This window comes from Citrobacter sp. CK185, assembly GCF_030333565.1.
Lineage (GTDB): Bacteria > Pseudomonadota > Gammaproteobacteria > Enterobacterales > Enterobacteriaceae > Citrobacter_B > Citrobacter_B koseri.
The window spans coordinates 430,862-450,856 of the sequence record NZ_JAOWFR010000026.1 but is presented as its reverse complement, the minus strand read 5'-3'; the positions used below and the strand labels follow the sequence as shown (position 1 = coordinate 450,856).

The window sequence follows — 19,995 nt, the reverse complement described above, 5'->3', positions numbered from 1 at the left end:
ACCTAGCGTAATGGAATGATATCGCCTTGCCAACCCCGTGTCGTATGCTGACCTGTTAACAGCAGAGAACCGCTGTCCGCGCGGACAATGAGCTGGCCGCTTTCATCCCATAGCGCGCTGCTGCCTCCGGCGTTTGCCATCAACACGGCAATGGCGAAGCGATGCGAAAACCGTTGCAGCCGGGAGGTGGAGGTAAATAAATCATGTTCGCTGACGCACTGGCTGGTGGTGAATAACGAAAAGGCAGGATCGATATCAATGCCTTCCGGCTGCTCATCCATCACGCTTATCGTTTTCCGGTGGCGGGCCACGCAGGCACCGTGGCTTTGATGAAAGATCAGCGGCGATGTCACCCAGGGGGCGAAAATGGCAATGCCTCTGACTAACTGGCCGTTATGCTCAACCGGCAGCCCGGCAATAATCGTCATGCGATACGCGGATGCCGCATAAGCAAGCGGCTGTAATAAGGACTCATCGGGCGGGACAGGGAGCGCCTGCGCCGTATCGTTGCATCCGGTTAACGACAGGGAAGGGAATACCAGGAGTTCGCATTGCTGGCTGGCAGCAATCTCAACAAATTGCAGATGGTGCGCGACATGTTCTGCCAGCGTGGCGCGAGGTGGTTCATACTGCGCCGCCGCGATTTTCCAGTGTGACATAATGATTTCCTTTTCATAGTGTCTACAATCATCCTAAAATCTTAGTTTAAGAATGTACTTATACTGTAGCAACTCATGTGTAAGGAAGTGTAACGCTATATAAGTTTATTTAACTTTCGGTTCGTAAGGTAAGCGTGACAGGGAAACCGACGCCAGACGGTGGGCAATCAGACGTTCACGAAACCATTCGCGCAGGTGTTCTGGCTGTTCACGTTCAACGACTTCTGCCACGACGGGCATATTGTAACGCTCTTTAAACGCCACACCGGCTGCGGCCAGGTCAACGTTGATCTTATCCATGTCAGCTTGTTCAAGTTGAGCCAGGTTCGTTTGCATACGCTTCTCCTTATCATCAATGGCGCGCAAAAGTTACTAAGAGTGCGCCTCAATGGCAAGCCGGAAATGATGATTCTCGACTCGACCATTATAGAAGGTTATTCTCTGTAAATCAGACATAACAAAAAGGAATAATTGATATGGCTTCTACTGCACCTTCTTTGCGCTATGCTCTCCTTTTCCTCGCCTCAACGCTGTCGGCGCCTGCGGCCTGGGCACATGCGCATCTGACGCATCAATACCCGGCGGCTGACGCTGAGGTGACTGCCGCGCCGCAGGCATTGACGCTGAATTTCTCCGAAGGTATCGAGCCTGGCTTCAGCGGGGCGACGCTGACCGGGCCAAAGCAGGAAAGCATCAAAACGCGGCCTGCGAAGCGTAATGAGCAGGATGCGAAACAGCTCATTATTCCTCTGGATCAGACGCTTAATCCCGGAACCTATACGGTTAACTGGCATGTGGTGTCGGTTGACGGTCATAAGACAAAAGGGCAATACACCTTTAGCGTGAAGTAATCATGCTGACGTTTACCTGGGTAGCGCTTCGCTTTATCCATTTTAGCGCCATGATGCTGGTGTTTGGCTGCGCGTTATATGGCGCGTGGCTGGCGTCGGTTTCTGTTCGTCGCCTGATGACGCGCCGCTTTCTGCGCCTGCAACAGCACGCTGCCGTGTGGAGCTTTGTCAGCGCGACGCTGATGCTGGCGATCCAGGGTGGACTAATGGGGGCGGGCTGGCAGGACGTAATCTCGGTTTCGATATGGGGCGCGGTTTTACAGACCCAATTTGGCGGCGTATGGCTGTGGCAGATTATTCTCGCGCTTGTCACGTTGGTCATGACGCTGGTTGTACCGAGAAATTTACCGCGTCTGCTGCTCATCCTGATGATTGCCCAGTTTATGTTGCTGGCAGGCGTTGGCCACGCCACGCTGAATAATGGCGTGGTGGGCGCGGTACAGCAGATTAACCATGCGACTCATCTGGTGTGCGCTGCGGCCTGGTTTGGCGGCCTGCTGCCGGTTATCTACTGTATGCGCATGGCGCAAGGTCGCTGGCGACAACAGGCCATCGAAACAATGATGCGTTTCTCCCGCTATGGTCATCTGTTTGTCGCGGGCGTATTGTGCACCGGCATCGCAAATGTGCTTTTTATTACGGGGTTTTCCGCCCCCTGGCATACCGCATACGGGCAGTTTCTTTTGTTAAAATGTGTCCTTGTCCTGCTAATGGTGGCAATTGCGCTAACGAACCGGTATGTTCTCGTACCACGTATGCGGCAGGAAAATCGCCGCGCGAATCTCTGGTTTATCTGGATGACTCAGATTGAATGGGGAATTGGAGCCGTTGTGCTGGCGATTGTCAGCCTGTTCGCAACCCTGGAACCCTTCTGATGGACTGGCAAAACTCATGAAAAAAATGATTCTCTCTCTGCTATTGTTGGCAAGTTCAGGCGCTGCGCTGGCGGCGCCTCAGGTTATCACCGTGAGCCGCTTTGAAGTGGGCAAAGACAAGTGGGCGTTTAACCGCGAAGAGGTGATGCTGACCTGCCGACCGGGCCATGCCCTGTATGTCATCAACCCGAGCACGCTGGTGCAATACCCGCTGAACGATGTCGCAGAGCAGCAAGTTGCAAGCGGCAAAACCAACGCGCAGGCTATCACCGTCATTCAGATTGACGATCCGGCAAAACCGGGTGAAAAAATGAGCCTGGCGCCGTTTATTGAACGCGCGGAAAAGCTCTGCTAATTACCAGAAGTATCTTTCTGATTTCCAATAAAAAACCGCAAGCCTCATGCAGAGGAACTTGCGGTTTTTTCGTTGTTGCGGCTGACAACGGTCGTTTTTTACCGGCCACTTTCGTCGTGGACTGGAAAACCTGGCGTCGTCATCTATTCTTAAAGGGCAAGGCGACTTAGCCTGCATTAATGCCAACTTTTAGCGCACGGCTCTCTCCCAAGAGCCATTTCCCTGGACCGAATACAGGAATCGTATTCGGTCTCTTTTTATCTGTTTGTTTTGAAGTGTGTTTTCAGATACTAACCCGAAACCACACGAAAGTTACTCGAATTTTCCATATCCTGTCCAAACCATAACATACTCTGTACCGAGTGCGTCCAGGGTTTTTTGATTGGTATGTTAATTTTTGTGCGTCAGAGTGCCGTGTGAAGCCAGGTTTACATGGATGAACGTTTATGAATCATGCTCGATGAGTTACTCATGCTGCGCACAGAAGGCTCGCAGAATGAGGATGACGGGGGTAAAAATCAGAGCGACATAAAACAGTATGATCAACACCGCGTCTAATGCGTGATAATTCAAAATGAAATAGATAACATTCCCAATAGATATCAGGATAAAGGTGTATTTACTAATAAATAAGCATCTTTTCATTTTGGTCGTAGCTATAAAGAGTTAATTTTTGTTTCTATTTACGTCTTTGGGCGTACTGGAATTCAGGGCTTTTTCACGACATGCTTCTTTTACCCATGCAGAAAAATTGCTGGTTTTTTCCTTCGCCATCACTTGCTCTATTTGTTTCAGCAAACTGTATGAAAAACGGATGTTTTTTATCACTGTTTTGCCTGTAAAGTTTTTTATCGACATAAGGTGCTTCTCGCAACTAATTCACATCGCTGTTACTTTCGCGTAACTACGCATGAAGGGAATTGATTTACATCAATGAAATCAACGGTGATGACGGCGAGGTTTCCTGGTTGTGAATTGCGTCGCAACAAAGAATGCCTTAGCGATACCACATTGAAGAGTGGGGTTGTTCAGTGACTATTCTCTATTTTTTTAATGTCTTGAATCTTTTCAAGATGTGCGATAACGATAATCAGATTGATTTTATTGGGTAATTCATATTGTGAGGGTAGATATTTATTAATTAATATTCGTGTGTTTTTTGGCTGTTTATACTCACAAAAAGATAAGCAAGCGCCGCATACGGAGTGTATGGACGCTTGCTGTATTATTAGAACTGATAGTTTAAAGACATCCAGTAGTTGCGACCTGGAATAACGTATCCGGTCGTTGACTGCGCTGTCTGGAAATAATCACCGGCATAAGTGCTGGAACGGCCAGATTGATATAATTTGACGTCACTAAAGTCTTTATCCAGTACGTTATTGACGGCGGTATTCAGGGTTAAATCTTTAGTCAGTTTATAAGATAACCCCATATCCAGCACTGTCCATGCTTTTAGATTTGCGCCTTTGTCATCATACACTTTCTGCTGTACCGCACTGAGATTGTCATAGGTCTGAGTAAAGCGGGGCGCTTTACCGCGATAGCGGGCGCTTAGCCAGGCATTTAAATCATCTGTCGCCTGCCAGTTAACGCGGGCATTTGCCATATGTTTTGGTGTATAGCTGAGTGGTGCGCCTTTATTATCTCCATCTTTCTGTTTGCTCTGAGTATAGGTATAGTTGAGCGACAGACTCAAATTATCCAACCAGAGCGGGAACGATGTTGCAAATTCGACACCATCGGTACGCGCTTTTCCGCTATTGGTATAGCTACTGGTATTGTCATCAATCGAATAAGAAACAATTTTATTGCGATATTCAGTGTAGAATCCGGTTATATTGGCATTGAACCCATTGCTATTATCGTAATAAAGTCCGGTTTCATAACTGGTGCTTTCTTCAGGTTTTAAATCTGGATTACCGACGGTATTGATTGTTCCCTGACCAGAAACGCCGCTGATGCCGTTATGTAACTGGCTAAGAGAAGGTGCTTTATAACCGGTTGTGACTCCCCCTTTGAGCGTCCATTCATCTGTCATATCCCAGACCAGATAGCCACGAGGACTGAAATGACCGCCGAATACGTCGTTATGTTCATAGCGACTCCCTACGGTAAACGCCAGAGAATCCAGGATATGCCACTCATCTTCAAGGTAAGTCGCCCAGCTTTTTTGATGGAACTTTTCACCTGAACTGGCCAGAACGACGCCATCTTTCATTCGTGCGTCCCAGTATTCGCCACCCACCGTCAGTAAATGTGATTCTCCCAGCGGCGTGAGAAGCACTGAGTTGAGAATAACATTGGTATTTTTCAGTTCACGATCGTCACCCGCTCTCCAGGCCTGATCGGGCGTCAGAGCGGAGGAAACCAGCTGCCGTCCTTTGTTTTCTGTCTCATTCCAGTTAAGAGACGATTTCCATGTACCAAACGTTAAGGCGGTGTCATGTCCTAACGTCACTTTATTGCGCTCATAGCGGAGCGTTTTATCATATCCGCCCGTGAGGCTACCAAGCTGACCGTCGCTGTTATCATAACGCTGTCGGGATGTGTCGAGATCCATCCATAGCGTATTGTTTGCGCTGGCTTTCCAGTCAAATCTCGCGCCGATGTTGTAGTTTTGCGACTCAGTGGGATAAGGAACGCGTGTTTCTGCGGTGTCGCTCAGTGATGTAATGCTGGAGCCTTGTCGCTGGGTTGTGCTTCCACGAACCTGCATATCCAGCGAGCCAGGCACCAGGGGACCACTTGACCAGAAATTTGCGGTTGTGCTGTTTCCCCATTTATTACTTTCCTGTAGGTTCACTCCCGTATTAATGGCCGTGCTCCACTTATCGGTGCTTTTTTTGGTAATAATATTCACCACGCCGCCAATGGCGTCTGACCCATAAAGTGTAGACATGGGCCCGCGTATAACCTCTATACGTTCAATGGCTGAAAGTGGAGGCATAAAACTGGTATTCATTGCAGAAAAGCCATTCGGTGTTACATCCGATGTTCCATTCTGACGAATACCGTCAATAAGAATAAGGGTATAACTGGCAGGCATCCCACGAATACTTATTTCAAGCCCCCCTGTTTTTCCGGTACTGCTTTCAACGTCCACTCCCTCAACGGCCCTGAGAGCATCGCCAAGATCATTATATTTATTGGTCTGTAATTCTTGTTGTGAAATAACAGAAACACTGGCTGCCGCATTGGTGATCTTTTTCTCGTATCCCGATGCGGTGACGACCATGACATCTTCGGCAAAAACATTAAAACTTGTGGCGCCCAGACAAGATAAGACAAGTGAAGCGAGAGGTTTAATACGCATTATCGAACTTCCTTTGTTAAAAAAAGCAAAGTCAATAAGATAATGCATGAAAATGATAATAAAAATAATTATCATTACACTTTTACATAAGTTGGCATTTATATGATTTTATTGAAATCAACAAGAATTATTGCAGGTTAAATTATTGCTATAAAAATAATTAATGGTCTCAGGAGAGGCGGCCTGCGACTGAAGATTTCCTGCTATGGTTAAGTATGTCAGGTTCATTTTTACTGATGGTGAACCAATGAAACAGCCGGAAAACGTCTATCAGAAAATTGAGGGGAGTCAGTGGCGGCATGTCTGGATTGTCGGCGACCTCCACGGCTGTTTTTCGCAGTTGATGGAGAAACTACGACAGTGTCGGTTTGATCCGTGGCAGGATCTGCTGGTGTCGGTGGGGGATGTGATCGACCGTGGGCCTGACAGCTTGCGGTGTCTGGAACTTCTGCACAAACGGTGGGTGGTCGCCGTCAGAGGGAATCACGAGCAGATGGCGTTAGACGCGCTGGCCGCCTCGCAGTTGTCGTTATGGTTTATGAACGGCGGCGACTGGTATGCCGCATTGTCGGCAAACCAGCAGCGCCTGGCGAGGAAAGCGCTCGACGACTGTCAGCGTTTACCCTGGATTCTGGAATTGCACTGCCAGAACGGCATGCATGTTGTGGCGCATGCTGATTATCCGCATCAGGTCTATGCCTGGCAAAAAGAGGTGGATTTACACCAGGTGCTATGGCGTCGTTCCCGGTTGAGCGAGCGGCATGCGGGTCAGGGAAACGGCATTGCCGGGGCCGATCACTTCTGGTTTGGTCATACGCCGCTGCGTCATCGCGTTGATATCGATAATTTGCACTATATTGATACCGGCGCGGTATTTGGCGGGGAACTGACGTTGGTTCAACTTCAGTAATTAAAAATCACTGTACTGGCGAGCGGGTAGCCAGAAACCGTCAATAAAGTCTTCGACCGGAAAACAACCGCCGTGACGAATCCGCTGGTCGTCCATCGAATACAGGCACTGCTGTTCAGTATTGTAGATATCCACCACAATGTCCTCGCAGCCGCCGTCCAGGTAGCAAACAAAAAGTACCAGTGCGAACATTCCATCCTCAAATTGTCCTGCCGTATCGATAGTGTAGGAGAGGTTGTCGCAAGGGGGAAAGGGTGAAATAAATAACCCGTCTGGCGACGGGTTCTTTTTGAGTCAGGCAAGACGCATGACCCAGGCATCGGACTTACGATCGTAACGGGTGCGGAATAGAACAGAGTGCTCTCCGTTTAAAATGGCGGGAATGCTGGTTTCATCATCCCAGGCATCCAGTTGCATACATAAATCTGGGTCGGATTTACAGGGAATGCTTAACGTTCGGTCCCCCGGCGATTCGCCATGTAACTCGGCATCGTCGATTTCAAAAGCGCCAATGCGCACACTGGTTTTCATCATCGTGCTCTCCGTTAGTTCGCTGATTGTGGTACGACCAGTTTGATCGCCCAAATTTCAGCGTAGCCAACTTCAGCAAAAGCGCCAGTAAAAAAGTGCGCTATTTTTGACCGCTTTCAGTCGCTACCGGTAAAGAGTTTGCCATCGCGAACCAGTTCGCGTGGATAACTGTTCTTCAACCGGGAACCAATCCGTTTCGCCAGACCAATGGGCTGATGCTGGAACGTGACCAGCACATCATCGGCAGACGGCGCGGTTTGCGGGTAGACATCCCGCCCCCGATACCACTCTTCCGCCTCCTGATGAGACAGCTCGAATGCGTTGGCATGATGTGGATCGGCGAGGGCGATCACCGCTTCATGCTGCCAGCGATAACCTTTATTATGGCTTTCCGCCAGTTTTATGCCCAGGCGGGAAAAGCGGACTTTTCCGATCAGCGCTTCAATCTCTGCCGGGAATAACCATACCTCTTTATCTCGTTGCCAGAGGTGCAGGTTTTCTCCCCACTGAAGTCCACTGGTGTTAGCCGCCTGAGTGATTTGCGTCGCTTCACGCCCCTTCATCGGCGCGAACGGAAACTTGCCGACCTTATAGCCAGGCGCGGGAAGCGGGGGAATGGCTGCGGTTTTACGCAAACGGGCGACAAAGAAACCTTCGCAGTCGTAAATCTGCGGGAAAATGTGTAAAAAACCCTCTGCCGTCAGCGCACGCTCCGCCCCCGGGAACAGATCGCCTAAAGGCAAAAATTCAACCGCTTCCGGGTAGGTCTCTTTCAGCCACAAGCAGACGGACTCATTCTCCTCGCGATTTAGCGTGCAGGTGGAGTAGACCAGCGTACCGCCAGGGCGCAGCGCGTGAAATGCGCTGTCGATTAGTTCCCGCTGTGTGGCGGCAATATCCAGGTTGCTTTCGACAGACCAGTTTTTAAGCGCGTCGGGATCTTTGCGCACCACGCCTTCACCTGAACAGGGCGCGTCCAGCAAGATAGCGTCGAATGTCTCCGGGAGCGCGGCGCCGAAGACGCGGCCATCAAAATGGGTCAGGGCAACATTACTGATCCCACAGCGGCTGATGTTGGCGTGCAGCACTTTGACCCGGCTGGCGGAGAATTCATTCGCCAGAATGGCGCCCTGATTATTCATCCGCGCGGCGATCTGGGTGGTTTTCGAACCCGGCGCGGCAGCAACATCCATAATGCGTTCCGGCGTATTCCCTTCAGCAAACAGCGCGGCGACCGGCAACATTGAGCTGGCTTCCTGAATATAAAACAGGCCGCTCAGATGTTCGGCGGTGCTGCCCAGCGGTAACGATTCTTCATCATCGCGTTCGATCCAGAAGCCTTCCTCGCACCAGGGAACAGGTGTCAGCGACCAGCCATAGGGCGCCGTCAGGGCAAGAAAGTCGGTCACAGAAATTTTTAGCGTATTCACGCGAATGCTGCGACGTAACGGGCGCTGGCAGGCGGCGAGGAAATCGTCAAAAGAGAGTGTCGAAGGCATTGCTTCGCGCATTTGCGTCAGAAAGGCATCAGGGAAATAAACAGCGTGTTGAGCCACTTGGGTACCACCGGCAATAAAACAGGCGCGCAGTGTAGCATAAATGCTCCGGCGCGAGCACGCCGGAGCGGGGGAGTTAACGTGGCAGAGCGGTGCCCCATTCGCGCCACTCTTTCGGTTCGCTTTCCAGCAGCAGGAAGTGTTTACCCGCCTGTGCTTTCGGCGCCAGCGGCGTCCCTGGCGGGGTTGCAAACGCGATGCCGCCGCGAATGAATTGATTGAAGGTGCCGGTTTTCACCACGCCGCCGGTCAGGCCAAAGTCCAGACTGTAGCCGGAGGCCAGCCAGAAGACGGAGTTATTACGCACCAGATGCTGATAACGCTGGCTGATGCGCATGGCAATCATCACGCGGTCAGACAGCGAACCTAACGTCATGCCCGTTACTGTGCCCACTTCGATACCTCTGAACAGCACTGGCGTGCCGATGTTCAGCGAACCTGCCTCAGGAGCCTCCACGACGATGCTCAGACCATCGAGATAGCGCGAGTCGGAAATGGTTGCTTCCTGCAATTCGAAATCACGACGCGGATTGCCGCGTCCGGGCTCCACGTTAATGTAGGGCTGCAAAATCGTATCGAGATGCTCCACGCCCGCGGCGGAGATTTGCGGCGTGATCACCGAGAAACGCGTACCGCTTCGGGCAAAGGTCTGGACATACTCCGGGTAGAGCACCGCTTTCGCCTGAACCTCATTGCGCGCGGTAATCAGCTCCAGCGTCTGGATCTGGCCGATGTCGATGCCGAGATAACGAATCGGCATACCCGCCGCGAGTTTACCGGCGTCAAAGGCGTGCAGGGTGATTTGCCCACCCACCGCGCGGGCGGCGGTTTCCGAGGCGTAGAGTATTCGTTTGTCGCCTTTACGCTGGCTGGCGCTTGCGCCGCTCAGGTTATCGAAACTGATAGCGCCTTTCAGCGCACGCGACAGGGGAGAGGCCTGCACGGTCAGGCCGCTGCCGTTAAGCTGTACCTTCGCCCCGCCTTCCGCCCAGAATACGCTGTTGCTGGTTAACAGGTTGCGGTATTCCGGTTTGATATGCAGATCGATATCAAAGGCGTTAGCGCGTGGGCGCACGGTGATCACTTCACCTACCTCAAACTTACGGTACAGCACCACTGACCCCGTTTGTACATCCGGGAGCGTTTCAGCAGTGAGGCTCACCGTGGTCGTGGGGAGGTCGCTGAGGCTGTTTTCCACGGCCTTTTCCAGATTGGCGTACAGCGGGTAGCTGGATTTCATTTCGCCTTTTGTGCCGGGCAAAATACGAATGCCGCCGCTCACCCACTCGCTGGCGCTGGCGCCGAGAAACTCCACGCCGTCGAGACCGACTTTGATATCCACGCGACTGTTGACCACAAATTTGCTGTCACCCTGAATCAGGGCGCGATGTTGCGGATCGATAGCCACCGTGAACGCAACGCCTTTACTGGATAACTTACGTTCAATGACCTGGCCCACCTGCACGCCATGCAGAACCAGCGGTTGACCGGCGTCAATACCGTAGCTTTCCGGGGCGGTCAGGGTTAACGTCAGCGCATTTGGTTCATGGAGCAGGGCTTCTTCGCCAGGCACCACGACGAATTCACTGCGAGGTTCGCCTTCGCCTGGCACCAGTTCAAACGTTTTGCCGGTCAAAAGCGAACTGATACTGGCATCGCTCAGCGACAGCTTTGGACTGCGCAGCTCAATACGCGTCTTATCACGCAGGAGTGTTACCACGCTGGGGTCAACCGTCATTTCGCCCGTGACTTTCCCGCCGGGGTTGAGCGTTAATTTGGTGAGCTCGCCCACTTCAAGCCCCTGATACATCAGCGGCGTGGAGTCGGCTTTCAGGCCGTCGCCGTTGGGAAGTTCAAGTTTGACGATGACGCCGCGCTGGCTATGGGCTAAATCTTCGTAGAGGCCAAATGCGTCATCTGCGGTTGCAGGCTGCGAATCGTCGGGCGAGTCAAACGCGATTGCGCCATTTACCAGCGCCGCCAGGCTCTCCAGCTTCACTTTCGCGCCGCTAAGGCTGACATCCGCATTGACGCCGGAGACATTCCAGAAACGGCTGCCTTTTTTCACCAGGTTGGTGAAGCGACGCTCAATCAGTACGTCAATGGTGACGCCCTGTTTGTTGGGATTGATGGCGTAGTCATATACCCGACCCACCGGAATTTTGCGGAAATAGACCAGCGACCCGCTGTTAAGAGAGCCGAGGTCAGGCGCGTGAAGATGGATCATCAGGTCGCCGTTGTCCAGACGGTATTTCGGCTGGGTATCAAGCGCGACAAAGTGATCTTTCTCGGCCCCTTTGCCGGGCATCATGCCGATATAGTTCCCGCCGACCAGCGCGTCCAGACCCGAAACGCCCGCCAGCGACGCTTTTGGCGTCACCAGCCAGAACTGGGTCTCCTCGCGCAAGGCATCTTTCATGTTTGACTTAATGCTGACGCGCACTTCTATCTTGCGCAGGTCTTTACTCAGGCTGATGTCCTGCACCGTACCCACTTCAACGCCCTGATAGCGCACAGGCGTCCGCCCCGGAACAATGCCATCCGCCGACATAAAGTCGATCGTCACGGTGTTGCCGCGATCTTCATAACTTCCCCAAATCAGCCAGCCTGCGATCATCAACGCGATAAACGGCAGCAGCCAGAAAGGGGAAATACGACGTTTTGTTTTTATCTGCGCTTCAGTCGGCGAAGCAGGCGTTTCCTGACTCATGTGCATCCCAAAGTAAGCGGCTATCCAGCCATTCCACTGCAAGAATAGTCAATATTACCGCTGCGCCGAAATAAAACGCAGCCGGTCCCATAGTAAAAGCGAGTATCTGATCGCGATTAATCAGCGACATCGTTAACGAAATAACAAAGAGATCCAGCATGGACCAACGGCCGATCCAGGTCACCATCCGCAGTAACAGGATGCGCGTACGCAGCCCTTGCTCACACTTGAAATGGATGCTGAGCAGCAGTGTAAACATCACAATAACTTTGGTAAATGGCACCAGAATACTGGCGATAAAGACCACGGCCGCCACGGCGATATTGCTGTTCGCTAGCGACATAATGCCCGATAAAATCGTGTCCTCCTGACGCCCACCATTCACGTAAATAATGGATATCGGCATCAGGTTCGCGGGCAGCAGCAGGACGACAGAGGCCAGCAGCGCCGCCCAGCATTTCTGTATGCTCTGATTTCTGCGCAGGCGCAGCGGGATATGGCAACGGGGGCAACGTCCCCGTGAATCAGGATAACCGGTGAAGTGGCATCCGAGACAGACGCGAAGTTTTTCGTCCGGGCGTCGGGCGGGGCGTTGTGGGTAAAAGCGCTCCCAGAGTTGCTCCACATTGAGATGCGACAGCGTCAGAATACTGAGGATCACCAGCGCCACAAAGGCGTAAAGCCCCAGGCCGGGTTGCAGGAAGGCGTAATCCTGCACTTTGATCGAGGCGACCCCAATGCCGACCAGATAAATGTCGAGCATCACCCACTCTTTGAGCCTCTCCAGCATCAGCAATACCGGACGCAGATTCATGCCGAGAATATTACCGAACCATAGATAAGCAATGGCGGTGACCAGAATTAACGGCGCGCCCGCCACGCAAAAGAGCACCATGGCGGCCGTAAGCGGATCGCCTTGCCTGGTCATCTGCCAGATGCCCTGCATCACGTTGGCGTCAATACGCACCCCTAACAGCCAGATACGCAATAGCGGTTCGCCCCAGGCAAAGGGCATCAGCAGCAGCATCGTAACGGCCAGCGCCGCCAGACGCGTCAGTGACCAGTCGCGTCCATCGCGAATTTTGGCCTGGCAACGCGGGCAATATGCGCTCTGGTGCGATTGCATTTTCGGCAGGCTAAACAGCATGTCGCATTGGGGACAGCGCTGATAATGGGCGCGGGGCAACGCTTCACTGATAGACCAGACCGTTATTCTCTTTGTTGGCGTGAGTCGCGGGGTGTTCAGGGCCATGTATCGTGAATCAAAGTGTTAGATTAATGTAATCTTAACTCATGACGGGAATGATCTTGAGCATTAACGCATTTAATGCTTATTTTAATAGGCTGTAGTTTTAGAGTAAGACAACTAAGTGACTATATAATGAGCAAAACAGAGCTATACGCGGATCTTAACCGCGACTTTCAGGCAGTAATGGCAGGTGAAACCAGTTTTCTCGCTACCCTGGCAAATACCAGCGCGCTGCTGTTTGAGCGCCTTTCGGGCGTCAACTGGGCGGGGTTCTATCTGCTGGAAAACGACACGCTGGTGCTGGGGCCGTTCCAGGGGAAACTCGCCTGTGTGCGGATCCCGGTTGGACGCGGCGTCTGTGGTACGGCGGTCGCGCAGAACCAGGTGCAGCGCATCGAGGACGTTCATGCGTTTGACGGACACATCGCCTGCGATAGCGCCAGCAATGCTGAAATTGTGCTGCCTCTGACGGTAGACAATCAGATAATCGGCGTGTTGGACATTGATAGCACGGTATTTGGCCGCTTTACCGAAGAGGATGAGCAAGGCCTGCGTGAGCTTGTCGCGCGGCTTGAAACCGTGCTTGCAACGACGGATTACAAAAAATTCTTTGCGACCGTTGCAGGATAATCAACGGATAACGTAGCAATTACTGATGGCGTCATTATAATGACGCCTGTTCATGCCTGCGGCTTGTTGGCTACGTCCGTTGTAATCAGGAAATTTCATGGAAAATCAACCTAAGTTGAATAGCAGTAAAGAAGTTATCGCGTTTCTGGCCGAACGTTTTCCACAGTGTTTTAGTGCGGAAGGCGAAGCGCGCCCGCTGAAAATTGGCATTTTTCAGGATCTGGTAGAGCGTGTTGAGGGCGAAATGAACCTCAGCAAGACACAACTTCGTTCCGCTTTACGTCTTTATACTTCAAGCTGGCGTTACCTGTACGGCGTTAAGCCGGGCGCAACGCGTGTCGATCTCGACGGCAACCCTTGCGGTGAGCTGGATGAGCAGCACGTTGAACATGCGCGTAAGCAGCTTGAAGAAGCGAAAGCACGCGTCCAGGCGCAACGTGCGGAACAGCAGGCGAAAAAACGCGAAGCTGCCGCTGCGGCAGGCGAAAAAGAAGACGCTCCGCGCCGTGAGCGTAAACCGCGTCCTGCGCCACGTCGTAAAGAGACGACTCCGCGTACTCCTCGCGCTGAAAAACCGGCGACTAAAGCACCACGCGCACCACGCGAAGAACAGCATACCCCGGTGTCTGATATTTCAGCGCTGACGGTAGGGCAGTCACTGAAGGTGAAAGCAGGCAACAATGCGATGGATGCCACCGTATTAGAAGTCACCAAAGATGGCGTCCGTGTGCAGCTGAATTCGGGTATGTCTTTGATTGTACGCGCAGAACACCTGGTGTTCTGAAACGGAGGCCAGGCCTGGCATGAACACTTTTTTTAGGCTTACCGCGTTAGCTGGCTTGCTTGCAATAGCAGGCCAGTCCTTCGCCGTCGATGACATTACGCGCGCCGATCAAATTCCCGTTCTGAAGGAAGAAACGCAGCATGCGACCGTGAGTGAGCGCGTGACTTCGCGCTTTACACGTTCCCACTATCGTCAGTTCAACCTGGATCAGGCGTTTTCGGCAAAGATTTTCGATCGCTATCTTAATCTGCTCGACTACAGCCACAATGTGCTGCTGGCGAGTGATGTGGAGCAGTTTGCGAAAAGCAAAACTGTCCTCGGCGATGAGCTGCGTACAGGCAAACTGGATGTCTTCTATGACCTCTATAACCTGGCGCAAAAACGCCGTTTCGAACGTTATCAGTACGCGTTAAGCGTGCTGGAACGCCCGATGGATTTCACCGGTAACGACACGTTTAACCTTGACCGCAGCAAAGCGCCCTGGCCGAAAAATGAGGCTGAGCTGAACGCGTTGTGGGATGGCAAGGTGAAATTCGACGAACTTAGCCTGAAGCTGACGGGCAAGAACGATAAAGAAATTCGCGAAACGCTGACGCGTCGTTACAAATCTGCGATTCGCCGTCTGGCGCAAACCAACAGTGAAGATGTGTTCTCACTGGCGATGACCGCATTTGCGCGCGAAATCGACCCGCATACCAACTACCTTTCTCCGCGAAATACCGAACAGTTCAATACTGAAATGAGCCTGTCTCTGGAAGGTATTGGCGCGGTTCTGCAAATGGACGATGACTACACGGTCATCAACTCGATGGTTGCCGGCGGCCCGGCGGCGAAAAGCAAGGCGATAAGCGTAGGCGATCGCATTGTAGGCGTAGGCCAGACGGGGAAAGGAATGGTTGATGTGATCGGCTGGCGTCTTGATGACGTGGTGGCGCTGATCAAAGGGCCAAAAGGCAGCAAAGTTCGTCTTGAAATTCTGCCTGCCGGTAAGGGCACGAAAACGCGAACCATTACGCTGACGCGCGAACGCATTCGTCTTGAAGACCGCGCTGTTAAAATGACGGTGAAAACGGTCGGTAAAGAGAAAGTCGGCGTGCTGGATATTCCGGGGTTCTATGTGGGGCTGACGGATGACGTCAAAGTCCAGCTACAGAAACTGGAAAAACAGAATGTGAGCAGCATTGTTATCGATCTGCGCACCAACGGCGGCGGCGCGCTGACCGAAGCGGTTTCGCTGTCCGGTCTGTTTATCCCGTCTGGCCCGGTTGTTCAGGTTCGTGACAACAACGGTAAAGTGCGTGAAGACGCCGACACCGATGGCGTGGTGTATTACAAAGGCCCGCTGGTGGTACTGGTCGATCGCTTCAGCGCATCCGCGTCGGAGATTTTTGCCGCGGCGATGCAGGATTACGGTCGCGCATTGATTGTCGGTGAACCGACTTTCGGTAAAGGCACCGTACAGCAGTACCGCTCCCTGAACCGTATTTATGATCAGATGCTGCGTCCTGAATGGCCTGCGCTGGGGTCCGTGCAGTACACCATTCAGAAATTCTACCGTGTTAACGGCGGCAGCACGCAGCGTAAAGGCGTCACGCCGGATATCGTCATGCCGACGGGGAATGAAGAGACGGAAACCGGCGAGAAGTTTGAAGACAACGCCTTGCCGTGGGACAGCATTGATGCGGCAACGTACGTGAAGTCAGATGATTTAACGCCGTTTGGCCCGGAACTGCTGAAAGAGCATAACGCGCGCATCGCGAACGATCCTGAGTTCCAGTACATCCTGAAGGACATTGCCCGTTTTAACGCGATGAAAGATAAGCGCAATATCGCTTCTCTCAATTTCGCCCAGCGCGAAAAAGAGAATAACGAAGACGATGCCCTGCGTCTGGCGCGTATCAACGATCGGTTTAAACGTGAAGGCAAGCCGCTTCTGAAGAAACTGGACGATCTGCCGAAGGATTATAAAGAGCCGGATCCGTATCTGGATGAAACGGTACGGATAGCGCTGGATCTGGCGCATCTTGAGAAAGAGAAGCCCGCGGAGCAACCCGCAACCAGCAAATAGCGTCAAGCAGGCACAAGAAATTGTGCCTGTTTTTTTAACAAGCGCATTAAGCCGTCAGTCTTATGCAACAAAATGTAAAGTTGTGTCTTTCTGGTGACTTACCGCCCGCAGATGCTTGAAAATAGCCACAAGACCCATACGATGTGGGTATCGCATAGTGCGTTTTGTTAAGTTGAGGTTAAAAGAAAATTATGATGCGAATCGCGCTCTTCCTGCTGACGAACCTGGCCGTGATGGTCGTTTTCGGGCTGGTGCTGAGCCTGACAGGGATACAGTCAAGCAGCGTACAAGGCTTGCTGATTATGGCGCTGCTGTTTGGTTTTGGTGGTTCCTTCATTTCGCTGCTGATGTCCAAATGGATGGCGTTAAAGTCCGTGGGTGGGGAAGTCATTGAGCAACCGCGTAATGAAAGAGAACGCTGGCTGATGAACACGGTGGCGACGCAGGCGCGTCAGGCCGGAATCGCTATGCCGCAGGTGGCTATCTATCATGCGCCGGATATCAACGCGTTTGCGACCGGCGCGCGCCGTGATGCGTCGCTGGTTGCGGTGAGCACCGGCTTGCTGCAAAACATGAGCCCGGATGAAGCCGAAGCCGTTATCGCGCATGAGATCAGCCACATCGCTAATGGCGATATGGTCACCATGACGCTGATTCAGGGGGTTGTGAACACCTTTGTGATCTTCATCTCGCGTATTATCGCGCAGATCGCCGCGGGCTTCCTCGGTGGAAACCGTGATGAGGGTGAAAGCAGCAACGGCAACCCAATGATCTATTTCGCGGTGGCGATGGTTCTTGAACTGGTGTTCGGAATACTGGCAAGCATTATCACCATGTGGTTCTCACGTCACCGTGAATTCCATGCGGACGCCGGTTCTGCGAAGCTTGTCGGCCGTGAAAAGATGATTGCCGCGTTGCAGCGCCTGAAAACCAGCTATGAGCCGCAGGAAGCCAACAGCATGATGGCGTTCTGCATCAACGGCAAGTCGAAGTCACTGAGCGAGTTGTTCATGACTCACCCGCCGCTGGATAAGCGTATTGAAGCGCTGCGTAGCGGCGAGTACCTGAAGTAAGGCGGTATGCCTGGCATTCTAAAAAAGCGCATCAGATGATGCGCTTTTTTTTACGCCACGGAGCGGGGTTGAGTGATGCGTAAACCGCTGATAATGGCGGCTACGGTCGCCAGGATGCCCGCCGTCATCAGGGAAATATGCGTACCGTTGTCCGCAAACTGATTCAACATGAGCGCAACCAGCGCCGCGCCGGTACTCTGGCCCAGAAGACGCGCCGTGCCCAGCATTCCGCTGGCCCCTCCGCTGCGATCGCGTGGCGCAGAGGTGATAATCGTGTGGTTATTGGGCGACTGGAATAAGCCAAAACCGGCTCCGCAAAGGATCATCGGCCAGATGATACTGATATTTGACGGCGAGGCTGGCAGCAGCATCAGCGCAAAAAGTCCTGTGGCCATAATTATCAGTCCTGACGCGCCCAGCAGCCCGGCATGAACCCGTTCAATTAAGTAGCCCGCCAGCGGCGCCATCACCATTGTCGCCAGCGGCCAGGGCGTCAGCAATAACCCGGTCTCGACTTCGCTACGCCCCAATACCGTTTGCAGATAGAAGGGAAGGGAAACCATCGCCAGCATCTGCGCGCAGAAAGAGCAAATACTGGTGCAGATCGACAGAGAAAAGAGCGGAATACGCAGTAAGTCAATCGGTAACAAAGGCACCGGGAGTGAGAGCTGGCGGCGAATGAAGAAGAAACCGACGACAAGCATAACCGCCAGTTCTGCGCCAATCAGCGTTAAAGGTTGCCCCTGTGCGAATCCGCTGAGAGCGGTGATCAGCAAGCCGAAGGTTAAGGCGTTCATCACCGCGCTGGGCAAGTCGAAGCGCGGTTTGGTGCTGCGAGCGCTGTTTGGGGGTAAGAAACGCATAGCCAGCAGTAATGCGATAATGCCTAACGGAACGTTAATCAGGAACAGCCATTTCCATGACGCTATCGACAGGATTGCTGCCGCAATGGTCGGCCCCGCAGCCGAAGACACCGCGACAATGAAGGAGTTGATGCCCATTCCGCGCCCAAGGTGGCGTTGCGGATAGATAAGCCGGATCAGCGCCGTGTTCACGCTCATCAGCGCGGCGCCGCCAAACCCCTGCGCGACGCGCGCAAGCGTCAGCATTTCCAGGGAATCCGACAGCGCGCAGAACAGCGACGAAAACAGAAAAATGACCAGACCGTATTTATAGATGCGTCGATAGCCGAACATGTCCCCCAGAAACGAGAGCGATAAGAGAGAAACCACGATCGCGATTTGGTAGGCGTTAACAACCCAGATCGACCGGGCGGCGGACGCCTGGAGATCGGTTGCAATGGTAGGGAGCGCGACATTCGCGATTGCGCCATCCAGCACGGCCATCGAGATACCAATAATGATGGTTAAAATGGCGCCGTAACGCTGGGGTAATGGCAGGCCATCGGCCTGGATTTTGTCCATAGAGAGTCAATGTCTTTCGGGGGATTATGATCAGAGTAATGATTTTAGCATTGATATCGCGGGGTTATGTCGCAGATTTGTAACTAAGTAAGCAAAGATGGATTGCGACCGCCATGACGTGAAATTATAATAAAAACCGGTTCTGATTTTTATAAAACACTCGCAATGAGGTGATAAATGGCTATCGCAGATCTGGATAAACAACCTGATTCTGTTTCTTCTGTGCTGAAGGTTTTTGGCATTCTGCAAGCGCTGGGTGAAGAGCGCGAAATAGGGATCACCGAGCTGTCGCAACGTGTCATGATGTCAAAAAGCACCGTTTATCGCTTTTTACAAACGATGAAAACGCTGGGTTATGTCGCGCAGGAAGGTGAATCTGAAAAATATTCGCTGACCCTGAAATTGTTTGAGCTGGGCGCCCGTGCGCTGCAAAACGTTGATCTGATCCGTAGCGCTGATATTCAGATGCGTGAAATTTCCCGTCTGACCAAAGAGACAATTCACCTCGGTGCGCTGGATGAAGACAGCATTGTCTACATTCATAAAATCGACTCCATGTACAATTTGCGCATGTATTCCCGCATTGGCCGCCGTAACCCGCTGTACAGCACCGCAATCGGTAAAGTGCTGCTGGCATGGCGCGACCGTGATGAAGTCAAACAGATACTGGATGGCGTGGAGTACAAGCGTAGCACCGCGCGCACGATTACCAGCACCGAGGCGTTATTGCCGATGCTGGATCAGGTGCGTGAGCAGGGGTACGGCGAAGATAACGAAGAGCAGGAAGAAGGTCTGCGCTGCATTGGCGTGCCGGTGTTCGACCGTTTTGGCGTGGTGATCGCCGGTCTGAGCATTTCGTTCCCGACGCTGCGTTTCTCCGAAGAACGTCTGCATGAGTATGTCGCTATGCTGCACATGGCAGCGCGTAAAATCTCTGAGCAGATGGGTTACAACGACTATCCATTCTGAGGTGAGCATGCCCTGAGGCGTTCAGAAGCCAGCCG

Annotated in this window: 19 protein-coding genes; 9 read left to right on the top strand and 10 right to left on the bottom strand. The window is 52.5% G+C overall.

Features of this window, described 5'->3' with window-relative positions; genetic code table 11:
- Positions 1–2: 2 nt before the first annotated feature.
- Both OGV79_RS16835 and OGV79_RS16830 read right to left on the bottom strand, forming a co-directional pair.
- On the bottom strand, positions 3–659 hold the full coding sequence (locus OGV79_RS16835) for a carbon-nitrogen hydrolase family protein (RefSeq protein WP_024130258.1): 657 nt from the start codon (positions 657–659) through the stop codon (positions 3–5).
- 105 nt (positions 660–764) lie between these two features.
- Complete coding sequence (locus tag OGV79_RS16830; RefSeq protein WP_024130259.1) at positions 765–995, bottom strand: DNA polymerase III subunit theta; 231 nt, start codon at positions 993–995, stop codon at positions 765–767.
- A gap of 140 nt (positions 996–1,135) precedes the next feature.
- Here OGV79_RS16830 and yobA point away from each other — a divergent pair, with 140 nt between their 5' ends.
- From yobA to OGV79_RS16815, 3 genes are read left to right on the top strand one after another with little or no spacing between them, the layout of a single operon-like run.
- The gene (yobA, locus tag OGV79_RS16825; RefSeq protein WP_115625617.1) at positions 1,136–1,510 is read left to right on the top strand and encodes a CopC domain-containing protein YobA; all 375 of its coding nucleotides are present in this window, start codon (positions 1,136–1,138) and stop codon (positions 1,508–1,510) included.
- Positions 1,510–2,385, top strand: coding sequence for a copper homeostasis membrane protein CopD (gene copD, locus OGV79_RS16820; RefSeq protein WP_286468849.1), 876 nt, complete (start codon positions 1,510–1,512; stop codon positions 2,383–2,385). The genes yobA and copD overlap by 1 nt, the downstream gene beginning before the upstream one ends.
- Before the next feature lie 16 nt (positions 2,386–2,401).
- On the top strand, positions 2,402–2,740 hold the full coding sequence (locus OGV79_RS16815; protein WP_012132024.1) for a YebY family protein: 339 nt from the start codon (positions 2,402–2,404) through the stop codon (positions 2,738–2,740).
- 666 nt (positions 2,741–3,406) lie between these two features.
- Here the strand turns inward: OGV79_RS16815 and OGV79_RS16810 are convergent.
- Together OGV79_RS16810 and OGV79_RS16805 are read right to left on the bottom strand one after the other, a co-directional pair.
- A complete protein-coding gene (locus OGV79_RS16810; protein WP_012132027.1) occupies positions 3,407–3,598 on the bottom strand; it encodes a YlcI/YnfO family protein in 192 nt (63 codons plus the stop codon).
- A 370-nt stretch (positions 3,599–3,968) separates the two neighbouring features.
- On the bottom strand, positions 3,969–6,056 hold the full coding sequence (locus OGV79_RS16805) for a TonB-dependent receptor (protein ID WP_199972259.1): 2,088 nt from the start codon (positions 6,054–6,056) through the stop codon (positions 3,969–3,971).
- Positions 6,057–6,303: 247 nt separating this feature from the next.
- Between OGV79_RS16805 and pphA the strand changes: the two genes are divergently transcribed.
- On the top strand, positions 6,304–6,966 hold the full coding sequence (gene pphA, locus OGV79_RS16800) for a protein-serine/threonine phosphatase (protein ID WP_047464032.1): 663 nt from the start codon (positions 6,304–6,306) through the stop codon (positions 6,964–6,966).
- On the opposite strand, the gene OGV79_RS16795 is transcribed toward pphA, so the two are convergent.
- The 5 genes from OGV79_RS16795 to yebS form a co-directional block, all read right to left on the bottom strand.
- Positions 6,967–7,158, bottom strand: coding sequence for a YdfD/YebW family protein (locus OGV79_RS16795; RefSeq protein WP_012132031.1), 192 nt, complete (start codon positions 7,156–7,158; stop codon positions 6,967–6,969).
- 102 nt (positions 7,159–7,260) lie between these two features.
- Positions 7,261–7,497: a YebV family protein gene (locus OGV79_RS16790; protein WP_024130262.1), complete on the bottom strand. Its 237-nt coding sequence runs from the start codon at positions 7,495–7,497 to the stop codon at positions 7,261–7,263.
- Positions 7,498–7,613: 116 nt separating this feature from the next.
- Complete coding sequence (gene rsmF / locus OGV79_RS16785; protein WP_230010861.1) at positions 7,614–9,053, bottom strand: 16S rRNA (cytosine(1407)-C(5))-methyltransferase RsmF; 1,440 nt, start codon at positions 9,051–9,053, stop codon at positions 7,614–7,616.
- Positions 9,054–9,129: 76 nt separating this feature from the next.
- Positions 9,130–11,763 carry a PqiB family protein gene (locus OGV79_RS16780; protein ID WP_012132034.1) on the bottom strand — a complete coding sequence of 878 codons (2,634 nt, stop codon included), beginning with the start codon at positions 11,761–11,763 and terminating at the stop codon, positions 9,130–9,132.
- Positions 11,732–13,015 carry a membrane integrity lipid transport subunit YebS gene (gene yebS / locus OGV79_RS16775; protein WP_024130263.1) on the bottom strand — a complete coding sequence of 428 codons (1,284 nt, stop codon included), beginning with the start codon at positions 13,013–13,015 and terminating at the stop codon, positions 11,732–11,734. The genes OGV79_RS16780 and yebS overlap by 32 nt, the downstream gene beginning before the upstream one ends.
- Before the next feature lie 129 nt (positions 13,016–13,144).
- Between yebS and msrC the strand changes: the two genes are divergently transcribed.
- The 4 genes from msrC to htpX all read left to right on the top strand — a co-directional run bounded on the left by msrC (position 13,145) and on the right by htpX (position 17,567).
- Positions 13,145–13,642, top strand: coding sequence for a free L-methionine (R)-S-oxide reductase MsrC (gene msrC, locus OGV79_RS16770; RefSeq protein WP_012132036.1), 498 nt, complete (start codon positions 13,145–13,147; stop codon positions 13,640–13,642).
- A gap of 97 nt (positions 13,643–13,739) precedes the next feature.
- On the top strand, positions 13,740–14,426 hold the full coding sequence (proQ, locus tag OGV79_RS16765) for an RNA chaperone ProQ (RefSeq protein WP_286468732.1): 687 nt from the start codon (positions 13,740–13,742) through the stop codon (positions 14,424–14,426).
- Positions 14,427–14,445: 19 nt separating this feature from the next.
- Positions 14,446–16,494, top strand: a complete 2,049-nt coding sequence (gene prc, locus OGV79_RS16760) for a carboxy terminal-processing peptidase (protein WP_012132038.1) — start codon at positions 14,446–14,448, stop codon at positions 16,492–16,494.
- Positions 16,495–16,685: 191 nt separating this feature from the next.
- Positions 16,686–17,567: a protease HtpX gene (gene htpX, locus OGV79_RS16755; protein WP_012132039.1), complete on the top strand. Its 882-nt coding sequence runs from the start codon at positions 16,686–16,688 to the stop codon at positions 17,565–17,567.
- Between the two features lie 50 nt (positions 17,568–17,617).
- On the opposite strand, the gene OGV79_RS16750 is transcribed toward htpX, so the two are convergent.
- Positions 17,618–18,991: an MFS transporter gene (locus tag OGV79_RS16750; RefSeq protein WP_286468731.1), complete on the bottom strand. Its 1,374-nt coding sequence runs from the start codon at positions 18,989–18,991 to the stop codon at positions 17,618–17,620.
- A gap of 177 nt (positions 18,992–19,168) precedes the next feature.
- Between OGV79_RS16750 and kdgR the strand changes: the two genes are divergently transcribed.
- Positions 19,169–19,960, top strand: a complete 792-nt coding sequence (kdgR, locus tag OGV79_RS16745; protein WP_275375087.1) for a DNA-binding transcriptional regulator KdgR — start codon at positions 19,169–19,171, stop codon at positions 19,958–19,960.
- Positions 19,961–19,995: the final 35 nt, after the last annotated feature.

What these genes read in the sequence shown, in the direction of transcription:
- OGV79_RS16835 (WP_024130258.1), bottom strand. Translation starts at nt 659, where the DNA reads ATGTCACACTGGAAAATCGCGGCGGCGCAGTATGAACCACCTCGCGCC.
- OGV79_RS16830 (WP_024130259.1), bottom strand. Translation starts at nt 995, where the DNA reads ATGCAAACGAACCTGGCTCAACTTGAACAAGCTGACATGGATAAGATC.
- yobA (WP_115625617.1), top strand. Translation starts at nt 1,136, where the DNA reads ATGGCTTCTACTGCACCTTCTTTGCGCTATGCTCTCCTTTTCCTCGCC.
- OGV79_RS16815 (WP_012132024.1), top strand. Translation starts at nt 2,402, where the DNA reads ATGAAAAAAATGATTCTCTCTCTGCTATTGTTGGCAAGTTCAGGCGCT.
- OGV79_RS16810 (WP_012132027.1), bottom strand. Translation starts at nt 3,598, where the DNA reads ATGTCGATAAAAAACTTTACAGGCAAAACAGTGATAAAAAACATCCGT.
- OGV79_RS16805 (WP_199972259.1), bottom strand. Translation starts at nt 6,056, where the DNA reads ATGCGTATTAAACCTCTCGCTTCACTTGTCTTATCTTGTCTGGGCGCC.
- pphA (WP_047464032.1), top strand. Translation starts at nt 6,304, where the DNA reads ATGAAACAGCCGGAAAACGTCTATCAGAAAATTGAGGGGAGTCAGTGG.
- OGV79_RS16795 (WP_012132031.1), bottom strand. Translation starts at nt 7,158, where the DNA reads ATGTTCGCACTGGTACTTTTTGTTTGCTACCTGGACGGCGGCTGCGAG.
- OGV79_RS16790 (WP_024130262.1), bottom strand. Translation starts at nt 7,497, where the DNA reads ATGAAAACCAGTGTGCGCATTGGCGCTTTTGAAATCGACGATGCCGAG.
- OGV79_RS16780 (WP_012132034.1), bottom strand. Translation starts at nt 11,763, where the DNA reads ATGAGTCAGGAAACGCCTGCTTCGCCGACTGAAGCGCAGATAAAAACA.
- yebS (WP_024130263.1), bottom strand. Translation starts at nt 13,015, where the DNA reads ATGGCCCTGAACACCCCGCGACTCACGCCAACAAAGAGAATAACGGTC.
- msrC (WP_012132036.1), top strand. Translation starts at nt 13,145, where the DNA reads ATGAGCAAAACAGAGCTATACGCGGATCTTAACCGCGACTTTCAGGCA.
- proQ (WP_286468732.1), top strand. Translation starts at nt 13,740, where the DNA reads ATGGAAAATCAACCTAAGTTGAATAGCAGTAAAGAAGTTATCGCGTTT.
- prc (WP_012132038.1), top strand. Translation starts at nt 14,446, where the DNA reads ATGAACACTTTTTTTAGGCTTACCGCGTTAGCTGGCTTGCTTGCAATA.
- htpX (WP_012132039.1), top strand. Translation starts at nt 16,686, where the DNA reads ATGATGCGAATCGCGCTCTTCCTGCTGACGAACCTGGCCGTGATGGTC.
- OGV79_RS16750 (WP_286468731.1), bottom strand. Translation starts at nt 18,991, where the DNA reads ATGGACAAAATCCAGGCCGATGGCCTGCCATTACCCCAGCGTTACGGC.
- kdgR (WP_275375087.1), top strand. Translation starts at nt 19,169, where the DNA reads ATGGCTATCGCAGATCTGGATAAACAACCTGATTCTGTTTCTTCTGTG.